Origin of the sequence: Pseudoxanthomonas sp. GM95, assembly GCF_900109775.1 — a bacterium.
Classification (GTDB): Bacteria; Pseudomonadota; Gammaproteobacteria; order Xanthomonadales; family Xanthomonadaceae; genus Pseudoxanthomonas_A.
This window is the reverse complement of the sequence record NZ_FOAX01000001.1, coordinates 1473827-1494345: the sequence shown is the minus strand read 5'-3', so window position 1 is coordinate 1494345 and position 20519 is coordinate 1473827. Positions and strand designations below refer to the sequence as shown.

Genomic DNA, 20519 nt, shown 5'->3' with positions numbered 1-20519 from the left:
TGGACTGGGCGTAGTGGCCACTCCGCAGGCGCGTGCTAATACTTTCTGCCGACGGGAGCACGCCATGCGTGGAACGCCTCTGCATCCACCTGCCTTGCCAACCGGACGCCTGGCAGGAAATTCCAGCGCTCCCGTACTCAAGACTGGGCGCTTACGGCGTCGATTTCTTCGGAGCCCACACTCGATCGATGCGCATCGATATGTGTGTGGGTAGGTAGCGCGGCATTCGAACCGCAAGAAGCAAGGCACGCGTGTCGCCCTTCGTTGAAACTTTTTAGAATCAATCGGCTTAGATCCGATCTTGGAGTCCTCGTCAGTGGATCTTCGAGCGAATGACCATCTGCTGCACGACTTCATTCAGCGCTTGAGCAGTCCGTCGGTGACAGATGCCGGCGATGCTATATCTGCCGCTGCGGATATCGACGTGTTGGATATCGTATTGCCCTGCGTGAGCGAGCCTGAGCAGTTCGGCGCCAAGCCCCAGCTTCCGCAAACGGTCCTGGATACGGATCAGCCGCAGCGTTTTTCCTGACAGCACCAACACGCCCAACGTACTGGCCTGAAGCTTGGCCGTATCGCGCGGAAGGATTGCGTCCCAGCGCAGCTTCAATAGCAGCAGGCGATCGGGATGGAGTCCGTCTTCGAGGAGCATGGGTCGCTTCGCGGTCAGCAGCGCATGCTCCACGTGGTTGATCTCACCTGCGTCACAGAGGCTGCGGCATGTGGGAAGCCAGTCCTCGCGCCTGGGGACGTGGATCTGCTGCACACGCAGGGCATGCCGGTCACGATCAGTGTTATCCAGTCGCGGGACACCAAGCCGCTGCTCGCAGAACGCCACAAAGCGCGCGCCGAAGGTCGGTACGCCCATGGTCCAGGCGACGCGGAACATCGCGCTCCCGGTCCAATGCCGGAACAGACTCATCCAGCCGCGATTGTCCGGATGATTCCAGGCCCGCTCTAGGTCAAGGTCCAGGTAGACCGATTCCATCAGCCGGATCTGTTCCTGGCAGAAGTAGAAGCAGGTACGGAAGTCCTCCGTGGCCGGCAGCCGCGTGCGTCGTTCGCTTGCGCTCGGCACATGGCCGTCGCTGCGACTGGCTTGCCCTGGTACCAGATCGGTCCATGCCGGATAGATCTGGGCATCGAGGACCGCCAATGCAGGCGTATCACGCAGCGTGGCCATCAAACGGGACAAGGTCTCGCCGTGCTGGGCCGAGCGTGTTCCGCCGTCTTTGGCCGAGGGCGCCCAGTGGTGCGTCAGGGCGCGCAGGAACATCTGCTTTTTCGCTGAGTCACGGATAGCCAGCTGGTCCCGGTAAAAAAGTTCTTCGGCGCCGATGCGCTGAAGCACGGGCTCCAGCGCACGCATCGCCACATCCTGGCCCAGCCTGCGATAGCTCTCAAATTGCGCCTCATCGAAATACTGGTCGATGGTCGGCTCATGGGGAAAGGTCGGGTGTGATCGTGCGTAGTGCTGCACGTCAGAGGGCTCAAGCCCTGTCAGCGCGGGTTTCAGATACAACAACGTCCCGACACTTCCATCTGCGTAGGTGATGCGCCCAACCGCGCAGCTCCGCTCTGCCACGCCCTCGGGGCCCGGCCGTAGCGGCGAGGTGTCCAGCTCGATCTCTGCACCGAAGTCGACGCGGCACTTCTGCACGGCATTGCCCAGATCGGAGAACACGCCCGACGGATCGGCAGCCGCATCCACGCACAGCACGAAGCGGCAGCGCCGACGCACCAACTCGTACAGGCCCAGGTTCTCGAAGTGCCCGCCATCGGAGAGGTGCACATACTTGCCGCCGTCGTCGGTGCGTCCGAGCAGTTCGGCAATCAGCCAGCGCCCGAAGAAGGGCGTCGCATCGGCCTTGGCCGGGTTGCGATGGGCCAGGTTCGGCAGCCACCAACCCAGGCGGGTATCAAACAACGTCAGCAGGAAGGTCACTGCCGGTGAGCTGTGGTAGCCCATGTTCGGGCTGACTGCAGCGCCAGAGATCGCCACCGCGCCACCCAGCGAAAGCGCTTCAGCCAGCGTGCCTGCGTCTGGCGGCGCGGGCGGTGGCGCGGGCGTATCAGGCGCTTCCGGCGAGCCTCCAGGCGTTGCCAATGCCGATGCCGCCACACGAACCTTGCGATCACCGATCGCGCGCCCTTCAGGCCGTGAGTCCGGTGGCAGGTAGCCGCAGAACAAGGGAGAGAGGCAGAAGGACGCGCCCTTGCGGTCCTGCCAGTCGAGCTGCTTGGTTGCCACCAGGTTGAGGGTCGTCCCGATCAGCGGGAACAACGGTCGGGTTCTACCCAGCCGAGGGCCGTCGATCAGGTCCGCCAGCAGCAGGTCGTCGTGGACATCGAAGTTGGTGGTGGGCTCGGGATCACGCGCATCGTTGCTGGCGCCGAGATAGCAGCGCACCAGCCGGTTGCGGTAGAAGGCATTGAGGCTGAACTCGTTCACGTTCACTGCCCATCCAAACAGCGCCCAGACCGCGCCCGCTGCTGCAGCCAGCAGCGCGATGGTTAGCCAGTGTGCTCTGGCACCGCCTCCCAATGCGACCAGATAATCGTGCAATGCCGCATGTGTAAACGGAGCCGCCGGGGCAAGTGGATCGGCGTGGCGCAGCAGCAACTGCAGCACGCCCTGCCCCGCCAGACTCAGCAGCACCAGCAGGCCCAGCAGGAAAACCCAGGGCGCCACCCGTGCCACCGCGTCCAGCACCCGCCCGCTGCCGGAGGTCGCATCGCCCGAGCGCTTGCCCGAGGCAGTCAGCAGGCCGATCCCCGTGGTGGCCACCCAGGTGGCGACGCCGGTCCAACCGCCCCACTTGCTCCAGGCGTTGCCGGCCTGGCTGCCGCCAAGCTGGGTCAGCGCCGCGATGGCCCAGGGCCCGTAAACGGTCAGCACCAGCGTCAGCGCGATCCCCAGGACCACAAGACCAGCGGTCTTGCCGCCAACGCGCGCCCAGATCTCGCGCTGCTGGTCCGAGAGGGATGGTCCTGCAAGTCCCACCTGCACGATGCCGGTGAGCGTGACCGCCGCCATCATCACCACCGGCCCCAGGCTCATGGCGTGCCAGAGGGTCCCTTCCCGTCCCATCATCACCAGCAGGGTTTGCGAGGTGGTGATCGCATAACGGGCAAACACCGAAGCCAGTGCCGCAGCCAGTACGAATCGGAACCGATGCTGTCGCAGCGGCGAAGCCACCGTATCGCCGGTCGTCTCCTTGCGTAGATCGATGACGAACCACAGCATCCAGGCCAGGAAATAGATCAGCGCCGTCGTCCAGCCCAGGCGCCAGTCCGCAGGCCAGGCAGGCAGCCATCGGTCGAATAGCGCATCCATTGGTCCCGGCAGTCCCCCGCCTGCCGCAAGGCCAACCGCACCGAGGAAGGAAGACACGGCCAGCAGCACGATCACCGCAACGGCACTGCCCACGACCAGGGGCGACGGTGACGCAGCGGCCGAAGGCGCTGCTGCCTGGAGGCTCGCAAGCTTGCGTGGTTTCATCCAGGTCGTGACCAGGCCGAGCAGCATCACGGCGGCCACACCGGTCACCGTCGCCAGCAGCTGCGGCAACCATGCGGCGACACGCACCACCCAGGCCATCGCGGCATATAGGAGCAGCGGCAGCAGGCTCAGTCCCAGGATGAGCGCACAGAGCTGGGTCTGCACCAGCAGCACGTTGCGCACGTAGGTGCCGACCATGCCAAGGGTGTCACCGGAGAACAGCGATTTCCTGGGGGCCAGATAGTTGCTGTACTCGCGCAGGTGTCGTACCGGCCGCCGGGTCTCAGCTCCTGCGCCCTCGCCCGAATGTGCCGCCAAGGCCTCCATGGCGCCGTCGAATCCGCGCCGCCGGATCAGTCCCTGCAGCAGCGCCCCTGCGTAGCCTCCGCCGGAGACGGTGGATTGGTAGTGGAAACAGGTCAGCAAGCGCGCGCGCGCCAGCGTCTGCAGCACACCCAGTGAGAAGGTGGCGCTCCGGATGCCGCCTCCGGATAACGCGATGCCCCACGGCTCGGCCCGCTCGACCAGGGCATCGTCGCGCGTGCCCAGGATGGTGCGCAGTTCGGCGTCCTTGACCGATGCCAGATCCACATCGCGCGCGGGCGGGCGCATACGCGCCTGAAGATTGGATACCACCGTCTGCAAACGCACCGGACGCCTCCCTTGGCAGGCGCAAGTGCGCCTTGATCGCCCGAGGCACCGCCCCCGGTCCTGCGCCCCTGATGCAGCACAACGGCCGGTGGGCACGGCACCGGCCAATGGCTGCGCAATCGTGCATCCTGCGTTTGAAGGGCCAGGCCATCGAAAGGATCTCGTCATGCAGCTGCAGCGCACTTACGACAATTGGGACGCAGTCAAGGACGCCTCTGGGACACCGTCCAGCCGCAAACGCCAGGTTTGGCGCGAGGTGCTCCAGACCCGGCCGGCTATCATGTACTGGGGCGATTCCTGGTTCAGCACGCCCCTCTACAAGAACCTCTACTGGAACAGCTTCGCCCGCATCACCGGGATTTCCCTGCGCCAGGGCGGTCCGGGACTGACCGCAGCCAAGCTACTGACGCCGACGGCCTGCCGCGACCAGGCCGAGCGCCTGAAGTCGCGTGAGTTCGACCTGGTCTGCCTGAGCATTGGAGGCAACGATGCCTTGGCCGATCGCCTGCAGGCGATCTTTGCCGGCGCAGGCCGCATGGACGCCACGCAGGCATTCGAGCGCCTGGTCGATGCGGGCACATTCGACACGCTGCGCAAGCGCTATGCCAACGCGCTCAACACGCTGGGCACCGTGGGCGGCAACTTCCGTGTCGTGGGTCATGGATATGCACCGCTGCAGAAGATCGGAGAAGCCGGCGCGACGAGCATCAAGAACCTTGGCCTGCTCTCGCCGCTGATCGGCAACGTCGGCCCGTGGCTTTGGCCGCCGATGAAAGACGTGCTGGGCAGCAAGGATGAAGCCAAGCGCTTCGCCGACCTGCTGCTAGTGCGGGGGTTCCGTGATCAGGTCCTGATACCAAGCCGCGATGCGTTCTCAGGCCTGTTCTCCTTTGCCGACTTCAGCGCCGTCACCGAGGCCACCGATCCCACCTTCTGGTACGACGAGATCCATCCGACCGAAGCCGGCTTCGGTGTGCTGTCTGCGCACTTCAACACCGCGATCCGAGCCGCGCTGCCGGCAGCAAAACGGGCAGCGGTTGGCTGAGCGCCTGCGACCCGGCGGCCTGTCATCGTGATGCCGTTTAAGCAGCCGATCATGGCGCCTGCGGATTAGCCGGCAGTGCCGCTTCGGATGAGAAAACCCCGGCAGTTGGCAGATGGTGTGATTTCGCGTGGCGAAGGCCGTCAACCGGTCCCCAACACTGTCCGAACCAACCGAGCCCTGGCGTCCTCCCCGCCGGGGCTTTTTTTTTGCGGCTGAGCAGCCGCACCAGCGGTTGGAAACGAAAAAGCCCCGGCGGGAGAGCGCCGAGGCTTTGCTCGGATCAGGGAACGAGCATCTCTGACGCGCATCGTGTGCGCATCGAACATGACCGCTTATGCGGCGTGCCCCTGCCCTGCGGCAGCGCTGGCCGGATGCCTGGCCCGGTGGATTCACTGACGTCCCAGCACCTCGGCCGTGCTGACGGCCTCGTCCGGTGAGCTCAGCGCCGGACCCTGGATCACCTGTGCAACCTGACCGGTCGACTGATCGCAGATCTGCACGGTGCCAAGCCACTGTTTCCTGCGGGGCCGGGTGCTGATCAGAAGGCCGTAACCACTGTCGTGACAATAGAAGGTCATGCGCGTCTACCGTTCGGGGGAAGGGGCATGAAGTCTGCCCCGCAGGCGCGACGCTGATCGCGCCGGTCGTCGGAACGCAATCACACTTTCTGCGCGCAAACCGCGAGCATGGATTTGCTGTGATGCAGCACTGGCTGCAACGGATCGGCAATAGATCTGCCATACCGTGGCGCCGCGCGACACATTCGCGCCGGCTGGGACCTGCGCCTGTCCTCTCCCGCTTTTCCGTGCGCCCCTCAAGGATTGATCCCATGCAGTACACCTTCCCCCACCCGCGCGGCTTGTCGGGCTTGCTGCGCCGCACGCCGCTTGCGCTCTCCTGCTCGGCGCTGCTTCTGACCAGCGCCGCGGCCAGCGCGCAGCAGTCGCAGCGCGACACGGCCACCTCACTCGATACAGTCACCGTCACTGCCGAGCGTCGCGAGCAGAACCTCCAGGACACGCCGGTCTCGGTGGGCGTGGTCCAGGGCGAACAGATGCGCGACTTCACCGCGGGCGGTGATGACACGCTGCTGGCCCTGTCAGGCAAGGTGCCCAGCTTCTATGCCGAAACCACGACCGGGCGCATCTTCCCGCGCTTCTACATCCGCGGCCTTGGCAACATCGACTTCTACCTCGGCGCGTCCCAGCCCGTGTCCATCATCCAGGACGATGTGGTTCTGGAACATGTGGTGCTCAAATCCAATCCGGTCTATGACGTGGACCAGGTCGAGGTCCTGCGCGGGCCGCAAGGCACCTTGTTCGGCCGCAATACCACGGCCGGCATCGTCAAGTTCGACAGCATCAAGCCTGGCGACAGCTATCAGGGCCGGGTCTCTGCAAGCTATGGCAGCTACGGCACCACCAGTCTGGACGGTGGCTTCGGCGGTCCGATCAGTGACGTGCTGTCCTTCCGCATCTCGGCGCTGTACCAGCATCGCGATGACTGGGTGGACAACGCCTATGCCGGTCCCAGCGCCGATGGCACTCGCACGCCACGCAAGGACGCGATGGGCGGCTACGACGACCGCAATGCGCGCCTGCAGGTGTTGCTCAAGCCCAACGACCAGTTTTCCCTGCTGGCTTCGGCGCACACCCGCGACTACGACGGCACCTCGACGCTGTTCCTGCGCGACGCCATCACCAAAGGCTCCAACAGCGTGGACGTGCCGCGCGACCAGGTCCGCTACGACGAGGCCATGGACAACCCGCAGGCCTACAAGACCCATGGCGGCTCGATCAACGCCAGCTACGATTTCGGCCCGGTGACGCTGACCTCGATCAGTGCCTATGAGACGACCTCCGGATACAGCCGCGGTGATACCGATGGCGGCGCAGCGGCCGACTATCCCGTCAACGGCCTGCCCAATGGCTACGGCCAGTCCATGGGCCAGATCCGTGACCTGGACCAATACACGCAGGAATTGCGCCTGGCCAGCAACGGCGACAATCCGCTTTCCTGGCAGGTCGGCGCGTTCTATTTCGATGGGCGTGACACCACCGACTTCTATCAGCGCGCCTGGTTCCTGCAGGGCGCTGCGCGCAATCCGAACAACTGGGTGCGCCTGCGCAACATCAACACCTCCTGGGCCGGCTTCGGCCAGGTCAGCTGGAAGGCAACCGACGCGCTGACCCTGACCGCCGGCGTGCGCCAGACCGAAGACACCAAGAAGACTCGGCTGCTCAAGACCGCCGATACCGCCGCCGGCGTGGTCACCTACCGTGGCCGCACCAACGTGGAGATGTCCGACACCCAGCCGAGCTGGGATCTCAGTGCCATGTACGAGCTCAGCCCGGCGCTGAGCGTGTATGCGCGCATCGCACGCGGCTTCCGCGGGCCGACCATCCAGGGACGCTCGGCGGTGTTCAACGCCGACTTCACCACGGCCGATTCGGAAACCATCCTGTCCTACGAAGCCGGCATCAAGAGCAGCCTGTTCGAAAACCGCCTGCGTTTGAACGTCACCGGCTTCACCTACACCGTCGACGACATCCAGCTCAACGGCAACGACTCCAACGGCAATGGCGTGTTGTTCAACGCCGACAAGGCGCGTGCCTATGGCCTTGAGGCTGACCTGGACTGGCGCCCGATCTCCAACCTCTCGCTCACCGCCGGCCTGAGCCTGCTGCACAGCGAGATCCAGGACAAGCGCGTCTACGCACAGGTCTGCGCGCTCAACGGCATGGTGGTGTGCACGGTCAACGACCAGACCATCAAGGTCGGCGCCAACACTTTTGCCCAGATCGACGGCAATCCGCTTCCCAACGCACCCACCTACAATCTGAACCTGGCCGCGCGCTACGACATCCCGGTGGGAACCGATGGCGCCGTGTTCTTCGCCACCGACTGGAACAAGCAGGGCGAGACCCAGTACGTGCTCTACGACACCGACGAGTTCTACTCCAAGGGCAACTTCGAAGGTGGCCTGAAGATCGGCTATAGCGGCGGCTATGGCGCCTGGGAAGTGGCCGCGTTCGCGCGCAACATCACCGATGAGAAGAACCTCAAGGGCGTGATCGAGAACTACATGGCGGCGGTCTACAACGAACCGCGGATCGTGGGTGTCTCGTTCAACGCCAACTGGTAACCGGCGAAGGGCTGCTGCGCCTGGCGCAGCAGCCTGGTTCCGCGGCCGCTTGCTCGGGAAAAAAGGCGGATCAGCCGGCAGTGCCGCACATCCAAAAAAAACCGGCCGTTGGCAGTTGGGAACGACCGCATCGCAGTGGGCTGAGGGTCCCCCGTTCCACTTGAGCCCACACACCCGGTCCTGGCGACAACCGCCGGGGCCAGCTTTTGTACGGGATGGAGGATGATCGATTCGGTGCGTTTACGGCGCAGTCTGCTTGCTGTCACCGGTCGTTACATTCGCACAACGGGATGCAAGTGCTTTGCGCATGGCCCTGACTAGGGTGGAGGTTCCCCAAAGACCTCCTGGAATGCACATGAAAAAGCCCCTTCTCCGTCTCGGCGCGCTGCTTGCGCTGGGCCTTTCCGCATGGACCGCCAGCGCGACGACGGCCGTGACCGTCAGCAGCGTCAACTTGCGGGCCGGTCCTGCCATGCAGTACCCCGTGGTGACGGTCATGCCGACGTCGGTCAATCTGACCAGTTACGGCTGTCTGGCCGATATGTCCTGGTGCGATGTCAGCTGGAACGGACAGCGCGGCTGGGTGTCCTCCTCCTACATCCGGGTGATCTACCAGCAGCAACCGGTCATGGTGACGGCCGCGACGGCCGTGACCATCGGCGTCACCGTGGCGGTCTTCAACCAGGCGTATTGGGACCACCACTACCATGGGCGCCCCTGGTACGGGAACTGGTCGCACTACTACCGTTATGCACCGCCCGTGGTGCATCGCGGGGCGACGGCCTGCAACGGCAATGGCTGCGCACACGTCGGCAAGACCTATGTGCCCGGGGCGCCGCCGGTCGTGCATCGCGGCGCGACGTCCTGCTCGGATGGTCGCTGCAACCATGTCGGCACCACGGTGCGGCCGGCACCCGCACCGGTGGTCAGGCGGCCGGTCATCATCCACGACTGAGGTGGCCTGGCCACGCCGTCACACTGAACGTGTCGGCTCTGATGTTTGAAACCACAACGGCGTGTCCAGGGACACGCCGTTGTTTCATTCCATCGCACTGAAGCTGCAACCGCCACCGAGACACCGCCCCAATCAACGCACCACAGGCCGGTCGAAGCGGCGCATGTGCTTCAGGTCACTCCGTCCAGCCGCCGCCGATCGCCTTGAACAGCGCTACTGAATCCTGCGAGAGCCCGGCACGCGCTTCCAGTGCATTCTGCCGGGCGTCGAGGCGACTGAGGTTTTCCACCAGCACATCGCGCGGGGTCGCCGTGCCAAGCTCCAGCTCGTGTTGCTTGCGCTTGAATACCTCCTCCTGCCCTTCCAGCACGCGCCCGGCGTAGTGCGCCTGGCGCTCCTGGTAGCGATAGTCTGAGAGCGCGTCTTCCGTGTTCTGCAGTGAGGTCAGCACCGCCTGCCGGTATTGCGCAACGGTGCCTTCGTAAGCGGCCTGTGCCTGCTGGTTCTGCGACTTGCGCGCGCCGCCGTCGAAGATCGTCCCCAGCAGCTGCCCACCCGCCGACCAGACGCGCAGCGGCGCATCGAACAACTCCGACAGGCTGCCGCCCACATAGCCGCCACTGGCCGACAAACCCAGGCTGGGGAAGTACGCGGCCTTGGCAACGCCCACGTTGGCATTGGCCGCTTCCACATGGGCTTCGGCGGCCATGACCTCGGGCTGGCGCAGCAGCAGGTCCGCCGGAAGCACTTCCGGCGGTGCGGGCGCAGCAAAGCGGTACGCCGGCTGCGGCGCCAGGGTGAATGCCGAAGGCGCCAGGCCTGTCAGCACCGCCAAAGCGTGCTGGTATTTGGCGTAGGCCGCCTGCGCGGCTTCGGCGTTGATCCTGCTGCTGTCCAGCGTGCTGCGCGCCTGGACCAGATCATTGGGCGAGGCGGTGCCCAAGCGATAGGCCGCCTCGGTCATCTGCAGCAACGCTGCGTTTGCCTGCGTCTGCTCGGCAAGCAGCGCGATCTGCGCTTCGGCCTGTCGCACAGAGAAATAGGTGGAGGCCAGCGTCGTGGCAATACTCAATCGCTGCGCGGCCAGGTCCTGTGCCGACGCCTGGGCCTGGGCGCCTTGTGCCTCGACGGATCGGCGCACCCTGCCCCAGAGATCCAGCTCCCAGTTCGCGGTGAGCTGGCCTTGGGCGGTCTGGCGGATGTTGCCGTCTTCCGCGGCCTCCAGGCCTTGTGCCGCGATCTGGTTCTGGCTGCGCGTCTGGGTTGCGCCGGCGCTGACCTGGGGACGGCCTGCTGCGCGCGCTTCGCCGATGGCCGCTTGCGCCTGGCGCCATGCGGCCTCCGCCGCGGCGATCGACGGGTTGGCGGCCTGGGCCTGCAGCTGCAGGCGATCCAGTTCGGGATCGTGCCAGGCACGCCACCATTGGGGATCGCCGATGGCAGCGTCCTGTGCGCCCACCCGCTTCCAGACTGTGGCGCCTTCCTGGAAATGCTCGGGCACCGGCAGGTCAGGACGGACATAGTCCGGGCCGACGGCGCAGGCGCCGAGCAAGAGCGGCAACACGCAGGCCAGGACGGCGCGCCTGGGCCGCATCTGAATTCGAGAAGTCATGAGGGATTCCTGTTGGAACGTGAGGCGCCGAACCGATCCATGAGCACATAGATCGCCGGTGTCGAATAGAGCGTCAGCAACTGGCTGAGCATCAGGCCGCCGATGATGGCCGCGCCCAGCGGGCGGCGAAATTCGGAGCCGTAGCCTGCACCGATCACCAGCGGCACCGCGCCCAGCAGCGCGGCCAGCGTGGTCATCATGATCGGGCGGAATCGCACCAGGCTCGCGCGCAGGATCGCCTCCTGCGGCGAGCGTCCTTCCGCGCGCTCGACCTGCAGCGCGAAGTCGATCATCAGGATCGCGTTCTTCTTGACGATGCCGATCAGCAGGATCACGCCGACCAACGCGATGATGCTGAACTCGAAACCGCACATCGCCAGCGCCACCAGCGCGCCGATGCCGGCCGAGGGCAAGGTCGAGAGGATGGTCAGCGGATGACGGAAGCTCTCGTACAGCATGCCCAGCACGATGTAGACCGCCAGCAGCGCCGTCAGGATCAGCAGCGGCATTGCCTTGAGCGTGTTGGTGAATTCCTTGGCGCTGCCGGCGGCCTGCGGCTTGATCGCCGGGTCCAGGTGCAGCCCATCGATGGCCTGCTGCACGGCGCGCTGCGCCGGCCCCAGCGACACGCCCGGACTGAGGTTGTAGGACAGCGTCACCGCCGGGAACTGGCCTTGGTGCGACTGGGAAATGCTGGTCTTCTTTTCCGACCAGTGCGACACCGCCGACAACGGCACCAGCTGGTCGCTCGCATCGCTGCTGACATGGATCTGCTCGAGCGTGCGTGGATCGCCCGCCTGCTCCGGCGTCAGTCCCATCACCACGTGGTACTGGTTCATTTCCCGGTAGATGGTGGAGACCTGGCGCTGGCCGAAGGCGTCATACAGGGCCTGGTCGATCGTCTGCAGCGACACGCCCAGGCGCGAGGCGGCGGCACGGTCCACTTCCACCTGCGCCTTCAGGCTGCCGTCCTGCAGGTCCGAACTGACGTCGGTGATCTGCGGCAGTCGCCTCAACGCCTGCTCGACCCGCGGCACGGCTTCCTGCAGCACGTCCAGACGGTCGGCGGCCAAGGTGTACTGGTACTGCCCCGCCGCCTGCCTGCCGCCGACCCCGATGTCCTGCACCGCCTGCAGGGTCACCTGCATCGCGGCCTCGTCGGCGAAGGTGCCGCGAAGCTGGTCGATCACCGCATCGGCACTGTCCTCGCGCTCACCCAGCGGCTTGAGCGTGACGTACAGGGCGCCTGCGTTGGAGGCGCTGCCCGTGCTGGCGCCGATCACGCCGATCACCTGATCGACCGACGGGTTCTTGCGGATCCTGGCCACCACGTCGGTGAAGCGCGTGCGCATCTGCGCGAAGGAACTGTCCTGCGGGCCGTAGACCTGACCGAGCAGCAAGCCGGTGTCCTGCTGCGGGAAGAACCCTTTGGGCATCACTACGAACACCGCCAGCCCTGCGATCACGACGCCGGCCGTGATCCAGGCCATCAGGCGCGGACGAAGCAGGGTCCAGCGCAAGGTCCGGGCGTAGACGCTTCGCTCCGAGACGCCATGCCCGTGGCCCTGATCGCCGCCAGGCTTGGCCCGCAGCAGCATGCGGCTCATCATCGGCGTGATGGTCAGCGAGACAACCATCGACACCAGGACCGCCGCAGCCAGCGTCACCGAGAACTCGCGGAACAGGCGCCCGACCAGGCCGCTCATCAGCAGCAGCGGAATGAACACCGCCACCAGTGAGATGCTGATCGAGAACACCGTGAAGCCGACCTCGCGCGCGCCATCCAGCGCGGCGTCCACCCGGCTCTTGCCCATCTGCAGGTGGCGCATGATGTTCTCGACCACCACGATCGCATCGTCGACCACGAATCCTGCCGCCACGATCAACGCCATCAGCGACAGGATGTTGAGGCTGTAGCCCAGCGCCCACATCACCGCGAAGGTGCCCAGCAGCGACAGCGGCACGGCGACGGCCGGCACCAGGGTCGCCCGCCAGTCGCGGAAGAAGGCCGCGGTGACCGCGATCACCAGCAGGACCGAGATCACCAGGGTGAGTTCGACTTCATGCAGCGACGCGCGCGTGGTCTGGGTACGATCCAGCAGCACGTCCAGGTGCATGGTGGCGGGCACGACGGCCTGCAGCTCCGGGATCTGTGCGCGGATCCGGTCGACGGTCTCCACCACGTTGGCACCGGGTTGCTTGCTGATGATCAGCGCCACGCCTGGCTGGCCGTTCATCAGGCCATAGCTGCGGATGTTCTCGGTTGAATCGGTGACCGTCCCCAGGTCCGACAGATGGGTGACGGCCCCGGCGTTGTCGCGAACCACCAGCGGCCGATAGCGCTCGGCCTGCTGCAGGCTGTCGTCGCTGGTGATGGCGTAGTCGTCGTCGCCCACCTGCAGGTTGCCCTTGGCGCCGCGCGCATTGGCGCCGACCAGCAGCTGGCGGACCTGTTCCAGACTCACGCCCTGCTGGCGCATGCGCTGGCCATCCAGGTCCACGCGCACCGCCGGCAGCGCGCCGCCGCCGACCTGCACATCGCCCACGCCTTCGGTCTGCAACAGCTTCTGCTGCAGCAAGGTGGACGCCGCATCGTAGAGCTGCGGAATGCCATCGGTCTGCGAGGTCAGGGCCAGCGCCATCACCGGGGCTTCTGCGGGATTGACCTTGCGATAGGTCGGCACGCCATTGAGATCGCTGGGCAGGCGGCTGAGCGCGGCGTTGATCGCCGCCTGCACATCACGCGCGGCACCGTTGACGTCGCGATCCAGGTCGAACTGGATCACGATGCGCACCGAGCCGGTGTAGCTGACCGAGGTCATGTCGGTGATGCCGGCGATGGAGCTGAACTGCCGCTCCAGCGGCGTGGCCACCGAGCTGGCGACCGTGTCCGGATCGGCACCAGGCAGGTTGGCGGTGACCTGGATGGTGGGGAACTCCACTTCCGGCAGCGAGGCCACCGGCAGCATCCGAAAGGCCAGGATGCCCAGCAGCGTGATGCCAATGGCCAGCAGCGTCGTGGCGACCGGGCGGCGGACGAAGGGCCCCGAGAGATCGATCGCCATGGCTCAGATCCGGCGCGCCAGGGCGCGTTCGGCCGGGTGCAGCAGCAGGTAGATCACCGGCGTTGAGAACAACGTCAGCAGCTGGCTGACCACCAGTCCGCCGATGATCGCCAGGCCCAGCGGCTGGCGCAGCTCGGCACCCATGCCGCCCCCGAACGCCAGCGGGAACGCGCCCAGCAATGCCGCCAGCGTGGTCATCAGGATCGGGCGGAAGCGCTGCTCGCAGGCGCGCTGGATGGCCTGTTCGGCCGACAGGCCGTGCTCGCGCTCCAGCTCCAGTGCGAAGTCGATCATCATGATCGCGTTCTTCATCACCATGCCGACCAGCAGCACCACGCCGATGGTGCCGATCACGTCGAACTGCAGGCCCGCCAGCAGCAGCGCCGACAGCGCGCCCAGCACGGCCGACGGCAGCGTGGACAGGATCGTCAACGGATGGATGAAGCTCTCGTACAGCATGCCCAGCACCAGGTAGACCACCAGCACCGCGGCGATCATCAGGATGGCCTGCCCGGACATGGCGCCATCGAAACTGCCGGCGGTGCCTTCCAGGTGTGGCGTGATGGACGGCGGCATGCCGATCTCATCGCCGAGTTGCTTGAGCCTGGGCAGTGCATCGCCCAGCGCGATCCCGGGTTGGAGATCGAAGCCGATGTCCGCATAAGGGAACTGGCCCTGTCGCTCCAGCGTCACCGGCGACGGCATGACGCTGACCGTCGCCAGCGTGGACAGCTGCACCGGCGTGCCATCGCGGCCGGCCACGTGGACGCGCTGCAGTGCATCGCGCACATCGGTGATACCACCGGTCGCGGCCAGCACCACCTGGTACTGGCTCAGATCGGTATAGATGGTGGAGACCTGGCTCTGGCCGAATGCGGCATACAGCTCCGCATCGATCGCCTGCATGCTCACGCCCAGGCGCGAGGCCATCACCCGGTCCACGTCCAGGCGCGCCTGCAGGCCCTGGCGCGAGGCCTGGCTGTCGACCGCGGCGAACATCGGGTCGGCCTTCATCGCCGCCATCAGCCTGGGCGTCCACTCGCCCAGCAGCTTGCGGTCGGTGGCTTCAAGCCCCATCGCGTACGGCATCGCCGAAGACTGGCTGTCCAGCGTCAGGTCCTGGACCGGACGCAGGTTCAGCACCATGCCCGCCTCACGCGCCTTGCCGCCCAGGCGCGCAGCCACCGCAGTGCTGCCATCGCCATCGGGCTTGAGCCGGATCAGCATCGGCACGGTGCCCAACGCGGTGTTGGTCTGCCCGACGCCGACGGTGACCGACACGCTTTCCACCGCGGGGTCAGCCGCAATCAGTTTCGCCACCGACTGCTGGCGCTGCTGGATGCGCGCGAACGAGGCCTGCGCATCAACCTGCAGCGCCCCCTGCAACATGCCGGTGTCTTGGACCGGGAACAGGCCCTTGGGCAGCGCGACCAGCGTGAGCGCGGTCAGGCCGGTGGCGATCAGGACCACCACCATCACCGCCAGCCGGCGCTGCATCAGGCGTTGCAACAGGTGGGCGTACCCACGTTCGATCCGCTCGAACAGGCGCTCGGATCTCGAATGCCCGGCCGCCGGCTGCAGCATGCGCGCCGACAGCATGGGCACCAGGGTCAACGTCACCCCCGCCGAGACCACGATGGCCACCGACAGGGTCACTGCGAACTCCCGGAACAAGCGCCCGACCACGTCCCCCATGAACAGCAGCGGGATCATCACCGCGATCAGGGCCAGTGACAGCGAGACGATGGTGAAGCCCACCTGCCCCGCGCCGTCCAGCGCGGCCTGCATGCGCGACTTGCCAGATTCCATGTGCCGGCTGATGTTCTCGATCATCACGATCGCGTCGTCGACCAGGAAACCGGTCGCGACCGTCAGCGCCATCAGCGTGAGGTTGTTGAGGCTGAAGCCCAGCGCGTAGATCACCGCCACCGTGCCCACCAACGACAGCGGCACCGCAATGCCGGGGATGAGCGTGGCCGGCCAATTGCGCAGGAACATCCAGATCACCGCGACCACCAGCGCAATGGCAATGGCCAGCTCGACCTGCACGTCATGGACCGACGCGCGGATAGTGTCGGTCCGGTCGCTGAGGACCTGCATGTCCACCGAGGCCGGCAACGAAGACGACAGCGCAGGCAAGGCGTCCAGCACGCCGTCGACGGTCTCGATGACGTTGGCGCCCGGCTGGCGCTGGATGCTGATCAGGATCGAGGGCGTGTCGCCGGACAGCGCCGCCTGGCGCGCGTCTTCGGCGCCGGTGCCGATGGTGGCGACATCGCGCAAGAACAGCGGCGCGCCGTCCTTCCAGCTCAGCACCAGCGCGGCGTACTGTGCCGGATCGACCAGTTGGTCGTTCGCACCGATGGCGTAGGACACCGTGGCACCGTCGATGGTGCCCTTGGGCATGTTGACGTTGGCCGCCGCCAGCGCACTATCGACGGCGGCCAGCGTCAGGCCGTGGCTGGCCAGTGCGCGGGTATCGACCGTGACGCGCACCGCAGGACGCTGGCCGCCGCTGACGGTGACCAGGCCCACGCCGGACATCTGCGAAATCTTCTGCGAGACCCGCGTCTCGGCCAGCTCACGCACGTCGGTCAGCGGCAGTAGCGAGGAATGCATCGCCAGGGTCAGCACCGCGGTGTCGGCCGGATTGACCTTGCTGTAGACCGGCGGATACGGCAGGTCATCCGGCAGGCGCGCCTTGGCCGCGTTGATGGCTGCCTGCACTTCCTGCTCCACCTCGTCCATCGAGGTGGACAGGCCGAACTGCAGGGTGATCACCGAAGCGCCATTGGCGCTGCTGGAGCGCATCTTGTCCAGGCCCGCGATCTGGCCGAGCTGGCGCTCCAGCGGGGCGGTGATGGTGTCGGCGGTGACGTCAGGGCCGGCACCCGGATATTCGGTATAGACCTGCATCGTCGGGTAATCGACTTCGGGCAGGGCCGAGATCGGCAACGCGCGATAGCCGATCAGGCCGGCCAACAGCACCCCGACCATCAGCAGGATCGTGGCCACCGGCCGCTGGATGAAAGCGCGGGAGACGTTCATGCCGCGCCCTCAGCGCGCCTGCTGTCCGGCCGGCAGCTGCCCGGCCACGCGCACGTCGACGCCGTCTTCCAGGGCATCGATGCCCTCGACCGCAACCTGCGTCCCGGCCGCCAGTCCCTTGGCACTGATCGCGCCCTGCTCGCCCTGCGTCGGGCCCAGGGTTACCGCCTGCAGGTGCGCCTTGCCATCACGCACCACGAACATATACGCCCCGTCACTGCCATGGCGAATCGCCGCCAGCGGCACGGTCATCGCGCCGCGCAGCGTCTGCACATGGATGCGGGCGCTGACGAAACGATTGGGAAACAGCACGCCGTTGGGATCATCGAAGCGTGCACGCAGCATCACGGTTCCGGTGTCCTGATCCACACGATTGTCGATGGCCTCAAGGCCACCCTTGGCCAATGACTTGCCGCCATCGCGATCGAAGGCTTCCACGTCCACCGCGCCCTCGCCACGTGCGTCGACCACCTGCGACACCTGGTCGATCGGCAGCGCGAACTTGACCGTGGTCGGAGACAGGCTGGTCAACGTCACCACGCCGTCGGCATCGCTGGGCGACACCAGGTTGCCTGCATCGACCGCACGCAAGCCGGCGACGCCGTCCATGGGCGCCACGATGCGCGTATAGCCCAACTGCACGCGCAGGTTCTCGACCGAGCCGGCATCGGACTTCACCACGCCTTCTGCCTGGCGCACCGCGGTGTCTTGCGAATCCAGTTGCTGGCGCGAGGCCGAGCCGATGTCGACCATGGCCTGCATGCGCGCCAGGTCGCGGCGCGCGTTGGCCAGCTGGGCGCGATCGCGCGCCAGCGCGCCTTCTGCCGTATCCAGCTGCGCGCGCAGCGCACGGTCGTCGATGGTCGCCAGCAGGTCTCCCTTGCGAACGACCTGCCCTTCCTTGAACGCGACCGATGCCAGCGTGCCCTGCACCTGCGTGCGCACGGTCACCGTCGAGAACGGGGTCACCGTGCCCACCGCATCCAGATAGACCGGGACATCGCCGGCTGCGATCGGCGCCGTGCGCACCACCAGCGGCTTGCTCGTGTCGGTATCGCCAGGCTGGCGGTGCACGATCAACAGGATCGCCACACCGGCAGCGAGCAGGATCACGACGGTCAGCACCCAGGGGCGCCAGCGTTTGTTCTTCACAGGAAGTCACCAGGGAATCGGGAGAAGATCGACGCCTGGCCGGTTCCCGCATCGGGGATGGCATGTGGAGACGTCGTTGCGGGCCGCATGGTACGAAGCACGGCGGCCTGGTCCGCTTCAAAGTGCGCTGACTTTGTAACAAGCGGTAACAGCCTCCATGCCGAACCTCCCCGCAAACGCCCGTGGCGCCTGGTTTTGCGGTGAATTCAGGCCTTTGCGAAATTTCTTCGACAGGTTGCAAGCGCCCGTTGATCCGCAAAGAATCCCGCCCAATCCACTCCGGGAGTTCACGTGAAAGACAGGCCACAACGCATCCTGATCGTCGATGACGATCTCGAACTGCGCGACATGCTGCGCCGCTACCTGACCGAGCACGGATTCGAAGTGCAGGCACTGGCATCGGCCAACAAACTGGACGAACGCCTGCGCCGCGAGCCCTTCGATGCGCTGGTACTCGATTTGATGATGCCGGGCGAAGACGGACTGTCGATCTGTCGCCGGCTGCGTTCGGAAGGCAGCACCATCCCGATCCTGATGCTGACCGCACGCGGCGCCGCCATCGACAGGATCATCGGCCTGGAGATGGGCGCCGATGACTACCTCGCCAAGCCGTTCGATCCGCGCGAACTGATCGCGCGCCTGAACTCGGCGCTGCGCCGGCAATCGATGGGCGCCGGCGACGGCCACTGGGCTGGCAGCAACGTCATCCGCTTCGGTCCCTACGTGCTCAACCTGACGCGCATGGAGGTGCTGCGCGACGACGAGGTCGTGCAGCTTTCCAGCACCGAGTTCCAGCTGCTGCGCGTGCTGGCTGGTAATCCCGGGCGACCGCTCAGTCGCGAGCACCTGCTCGACCGCCTGCGTGGCCGTGAATACGAAGCGCTGGATCGCAGCCTGGACGTCCAGGTCATGCGCCTGCGCCGCAAGATCGAGGAGGACCCTTCCAATCCGCGCTTCATCCGCACGGTCTGGGGCGTGGGCTACATGTTCGTCGCAGATGCTTCCGAATGAAGACGCTCTGGCCTCGTTCGCTGTTCGCGCGCAATTTCCTGCTGCTCATGGCGTTGACCGTCACGCTGGAGCTCTCGGTCTTCGCGGTCTTCTACCAGCTGGTGCAACGGCCGCGTGCAGAAAGCCTGGCAGGCCTGGTGGCCTCGCAGATCAATACCCAGCACCTGATGCTCTCGCGGCTGTCCGCGGTTGAGCGTGACGCCACCATCGCCGGCATCAACGGGGCCGGCGGGCTGCAGATCGTCACCCAGTCCCCTCATGCGATCCCCGCTTCAGAAGCGGACGGCGGCCTGTTGCTGAAGGATTTCGTGACCCGGCTTGCCGACCAGCTCCCGCCTGACAGCAGCCCCATGGTGGCTGAGGACGGCCGCGCCATGGTGCGCATGCAGGTCGAAGGCCAGCAGTACTGGGTTGTGCTGCCATTGCAGGCACAGCTCCGGAATCGCGCCATGACCGTGGCCGCCGGTGTGTCGGCTTTCCTGGCCAGCCTCAACCTGCTGGCCGCCTGGCTCATCCAGCGTCGCATCAATCGCCCATTGCGACAGCTCCAGCGCGCCGCACACGCGGTTGGCAGCGGCTATACGCCAGACAGGCTGGATGAGGCGGGCCCAAGCGAACTCTCTGCCGTGACCCAGCAGTTCAACTGGATGGCCGAGAACCTGGAGCGCAACGACAGCATGCGCTCCCTGATGCTGGCCGGCATCTCCCATGACATCCGCACGCCACTGACCAAACTCCGCCTGGCGCTGGCCATGGGACAGCTGGATGAAAAAGGCGCCAGCGTCTACATCAACCAGATCGATCACATCCTGGGAAAATTCCTGGACTTCGGCCGCACCGAGGGCGATGAAGCCCCCACGCTGGTCGAGGTGAACACGCTGATCAAGCAGCTCTCGGCAGAGTTCGAAGAAAGCGGCAGCTGGTTCGCGCTGTTCCTGGATCCGGCCATCCGCACGGTGCCGATGCGCGCCCTGGTCCTGCAGCGGGCGATCGCGAATCTGATGGAGAACGCAGCGCGCTATGGCAAGGAAGGCTTGACCGTGGAGACGCGTCTACTGGGTGAGCACATCTCCATCAGCGTGCGCGACCGTGGCCCGGGGATTCCCGCGGACCAGATCGAGCATCTGCGCCGGCCGTTTACGCGTGCCGATGCCGCGCGTTCGGGCAACGGCGGCACCGGGCTGGGCCTGGCCATCGTCGATCGACTCGCACGCGTGCATGGCGGTCGGCTGGAACTTAAATCGCCCAGGGATGGCGGCCTGCGGGCCACGCTGGTGCTGCCCATCCAGAGTGCGTTTGCCTGAAGACCGGCTATACACGGCCTGCACTTGTC

At 66.0% G+C, this 20519-nt stretch carries 11 protein-coding genes; 5 read left to right on the top strand and 6 right to left on the bottom strand.

Going from position 1 to position 20519, the window contains the following annotated elements; all coding sequences use genetic code 11:
* Positions 1-313: 313 nt before the first annotated feature.
* Complete coding sequence (locus BMZ17_RS07000) at positions 314-4153, bottom strand: patatin-like phospholipase domain-containing protein (RefSeq protein WP_139202804.1); 3840 nt, start codon at positions 4151-4153, stop codon at positions 314-316.
* Between the two features lie 166 nt (positions 4154-4319).
* Between BMZ17_RS07000 and BMZ17_RS06995 the strand changes: the two genes are divergently transcribed.
* Entirely contained in the window at positions 4320-5198 is an 879-nt protein-coding gene (locus BMZ17_RS06995) for an SGNH/GDSL hydrolase family protein (RefSeq protein WP_093137528.1), read from the top strand.
* A gap of 389 nt (positions 5199-5587) precedes the next feature.
* Here BMZ17_RS06995 and BMZ17_RS06990 read toward each other — a convergent pair whose 3' ends face one another.
* Positions 5588-5776 (bottom strand): hypothetical protein, encoded by a 189-nt coding sequence (locus tag BMZ17_RS06990; RefSeq protein ID WP_093137526.1) that lies wholly within the window; start codon positions 5774-5776, stop codon positions 5588-5590.
* Positions 5777-6027: 251 nt separating this feature from the next.
* On the opposite strand from BMZ17_RS06990, the gene BMZ17_RS06985 reads away from it, so the two are divergent.
* Both BMZ17_RS06985 and BMZ17_RS06980 read left to right on the top strand, forming a co-directional pair.
* Positions 6028-8343 (top strand): TonB-dependent receptor, encoded by a 2316-nt coding sequence (locus BMZ17_RS06985; RefSeq protein WP_093137523.1) that lies wholly within the window; start codon positions 6028-6030, stop codon positions 8341-8343.
* A gap of 355 nt (positions 8344-8698) precedes the next feature.
* On the top strand, positions 8699-9298 hold the full coding sequence (locus BMZ17_RS06980) for an SH3 domain-containing protein (protein WP_175485492.1): 600 nt from the start codon (positions 8699-8701) through the stop codon (positions 9296-9298).
* A gap of 175 nt (positions 9299-9473) precedes the next feature.
* Here BMZ17_RS06980 and BMZ17_RS06975 read toward each other — a convergent pair whose 3' ends face one another.
* Genes BMZ17_RS06975 through BMZ17_RS06960 form a run of 4 tightly spaced genes read right to left on the bottom strand, consistent with a single transcriptional unit; the run spans position 9474 to position 18175 of the window.
* Complete coding sequence (locus BMZ17_RS06975; protein ID WP_254775196.1) at positions 9474-10910, bottom strand: efflux transporter outer membrane subunit; 1437 nt, start codon at positions 10908-10910, stop codon at positions 9474-9476.
* Entirely contained in the window at positions 10907-13975 is a 3069-nt protein-coding gene (locus BMZ17_RS06970; protein ID WP_093137517.1) for an efflux RND transporter permease subunit, read from the bottom strand. The genes BMZ17_RS06975 and BMZ17_RS06970 overlap by 4 nt, the downstream gene beginning before the upstream one ends.
* A 3-nt stretch (positions 13976-13978) precedes the next feature.
* Complete coding sequence (locus tag BMZ17_RS06965) at positions 13979-17023, bottom strand: efflux RND transporter permease subunit (RefSeq protein WP_093137515.1); 3045 nt, start codon at positions 17021-17023, stop codon at positions 13979-13981.
* 9 nt (positions 17024-17032) lie between these two features.
* Positions 17033-18175, bottom strand: coding sequence for an efflux RND transporter periplasmic adaptor subunit (locus BMZ17_RS06960; RefSeq protein WP_254775195.1), 1143 nt, complete (start codon positions 18173-18175; stop codon positions 17033-17035).
* A 291-nt stretch (positions 18176-18466) separates the two neighbouring features.
* On the opposite strand from BMZ17_RS06960, the gene BMZ17_RS06955 reads away from it, so the two are divergent.
* Positions 18467-19186 (top strand): response regulator, encoded by a 720-nt coding sequence (locus tag BMZ17_RS06955; protein WP_093137512.1) that lies wholly within the window; start codon positions 18467-18469, stop codon positions 19184-19186.
* Positions 19183-20490 carry an ATP-binding protein gene (locus BMZ17_RS06950; RefSeq protein WP_093137510.1) on the top strand — a complete coding sequence of 436 codons (1308 nt, stop codon included), beginning with the start codon at positions 19183-19185 and terminating at the stop codon, positions 20488-20490. The genes BMZ17_RS06955 and BMZ17_RS06950 overlap by 4 nt, the downstream gene beginning before the upstream one ends.
* The last annotated feature ends 29 nt before the right edge of the window (positions 20491-20519 follow it).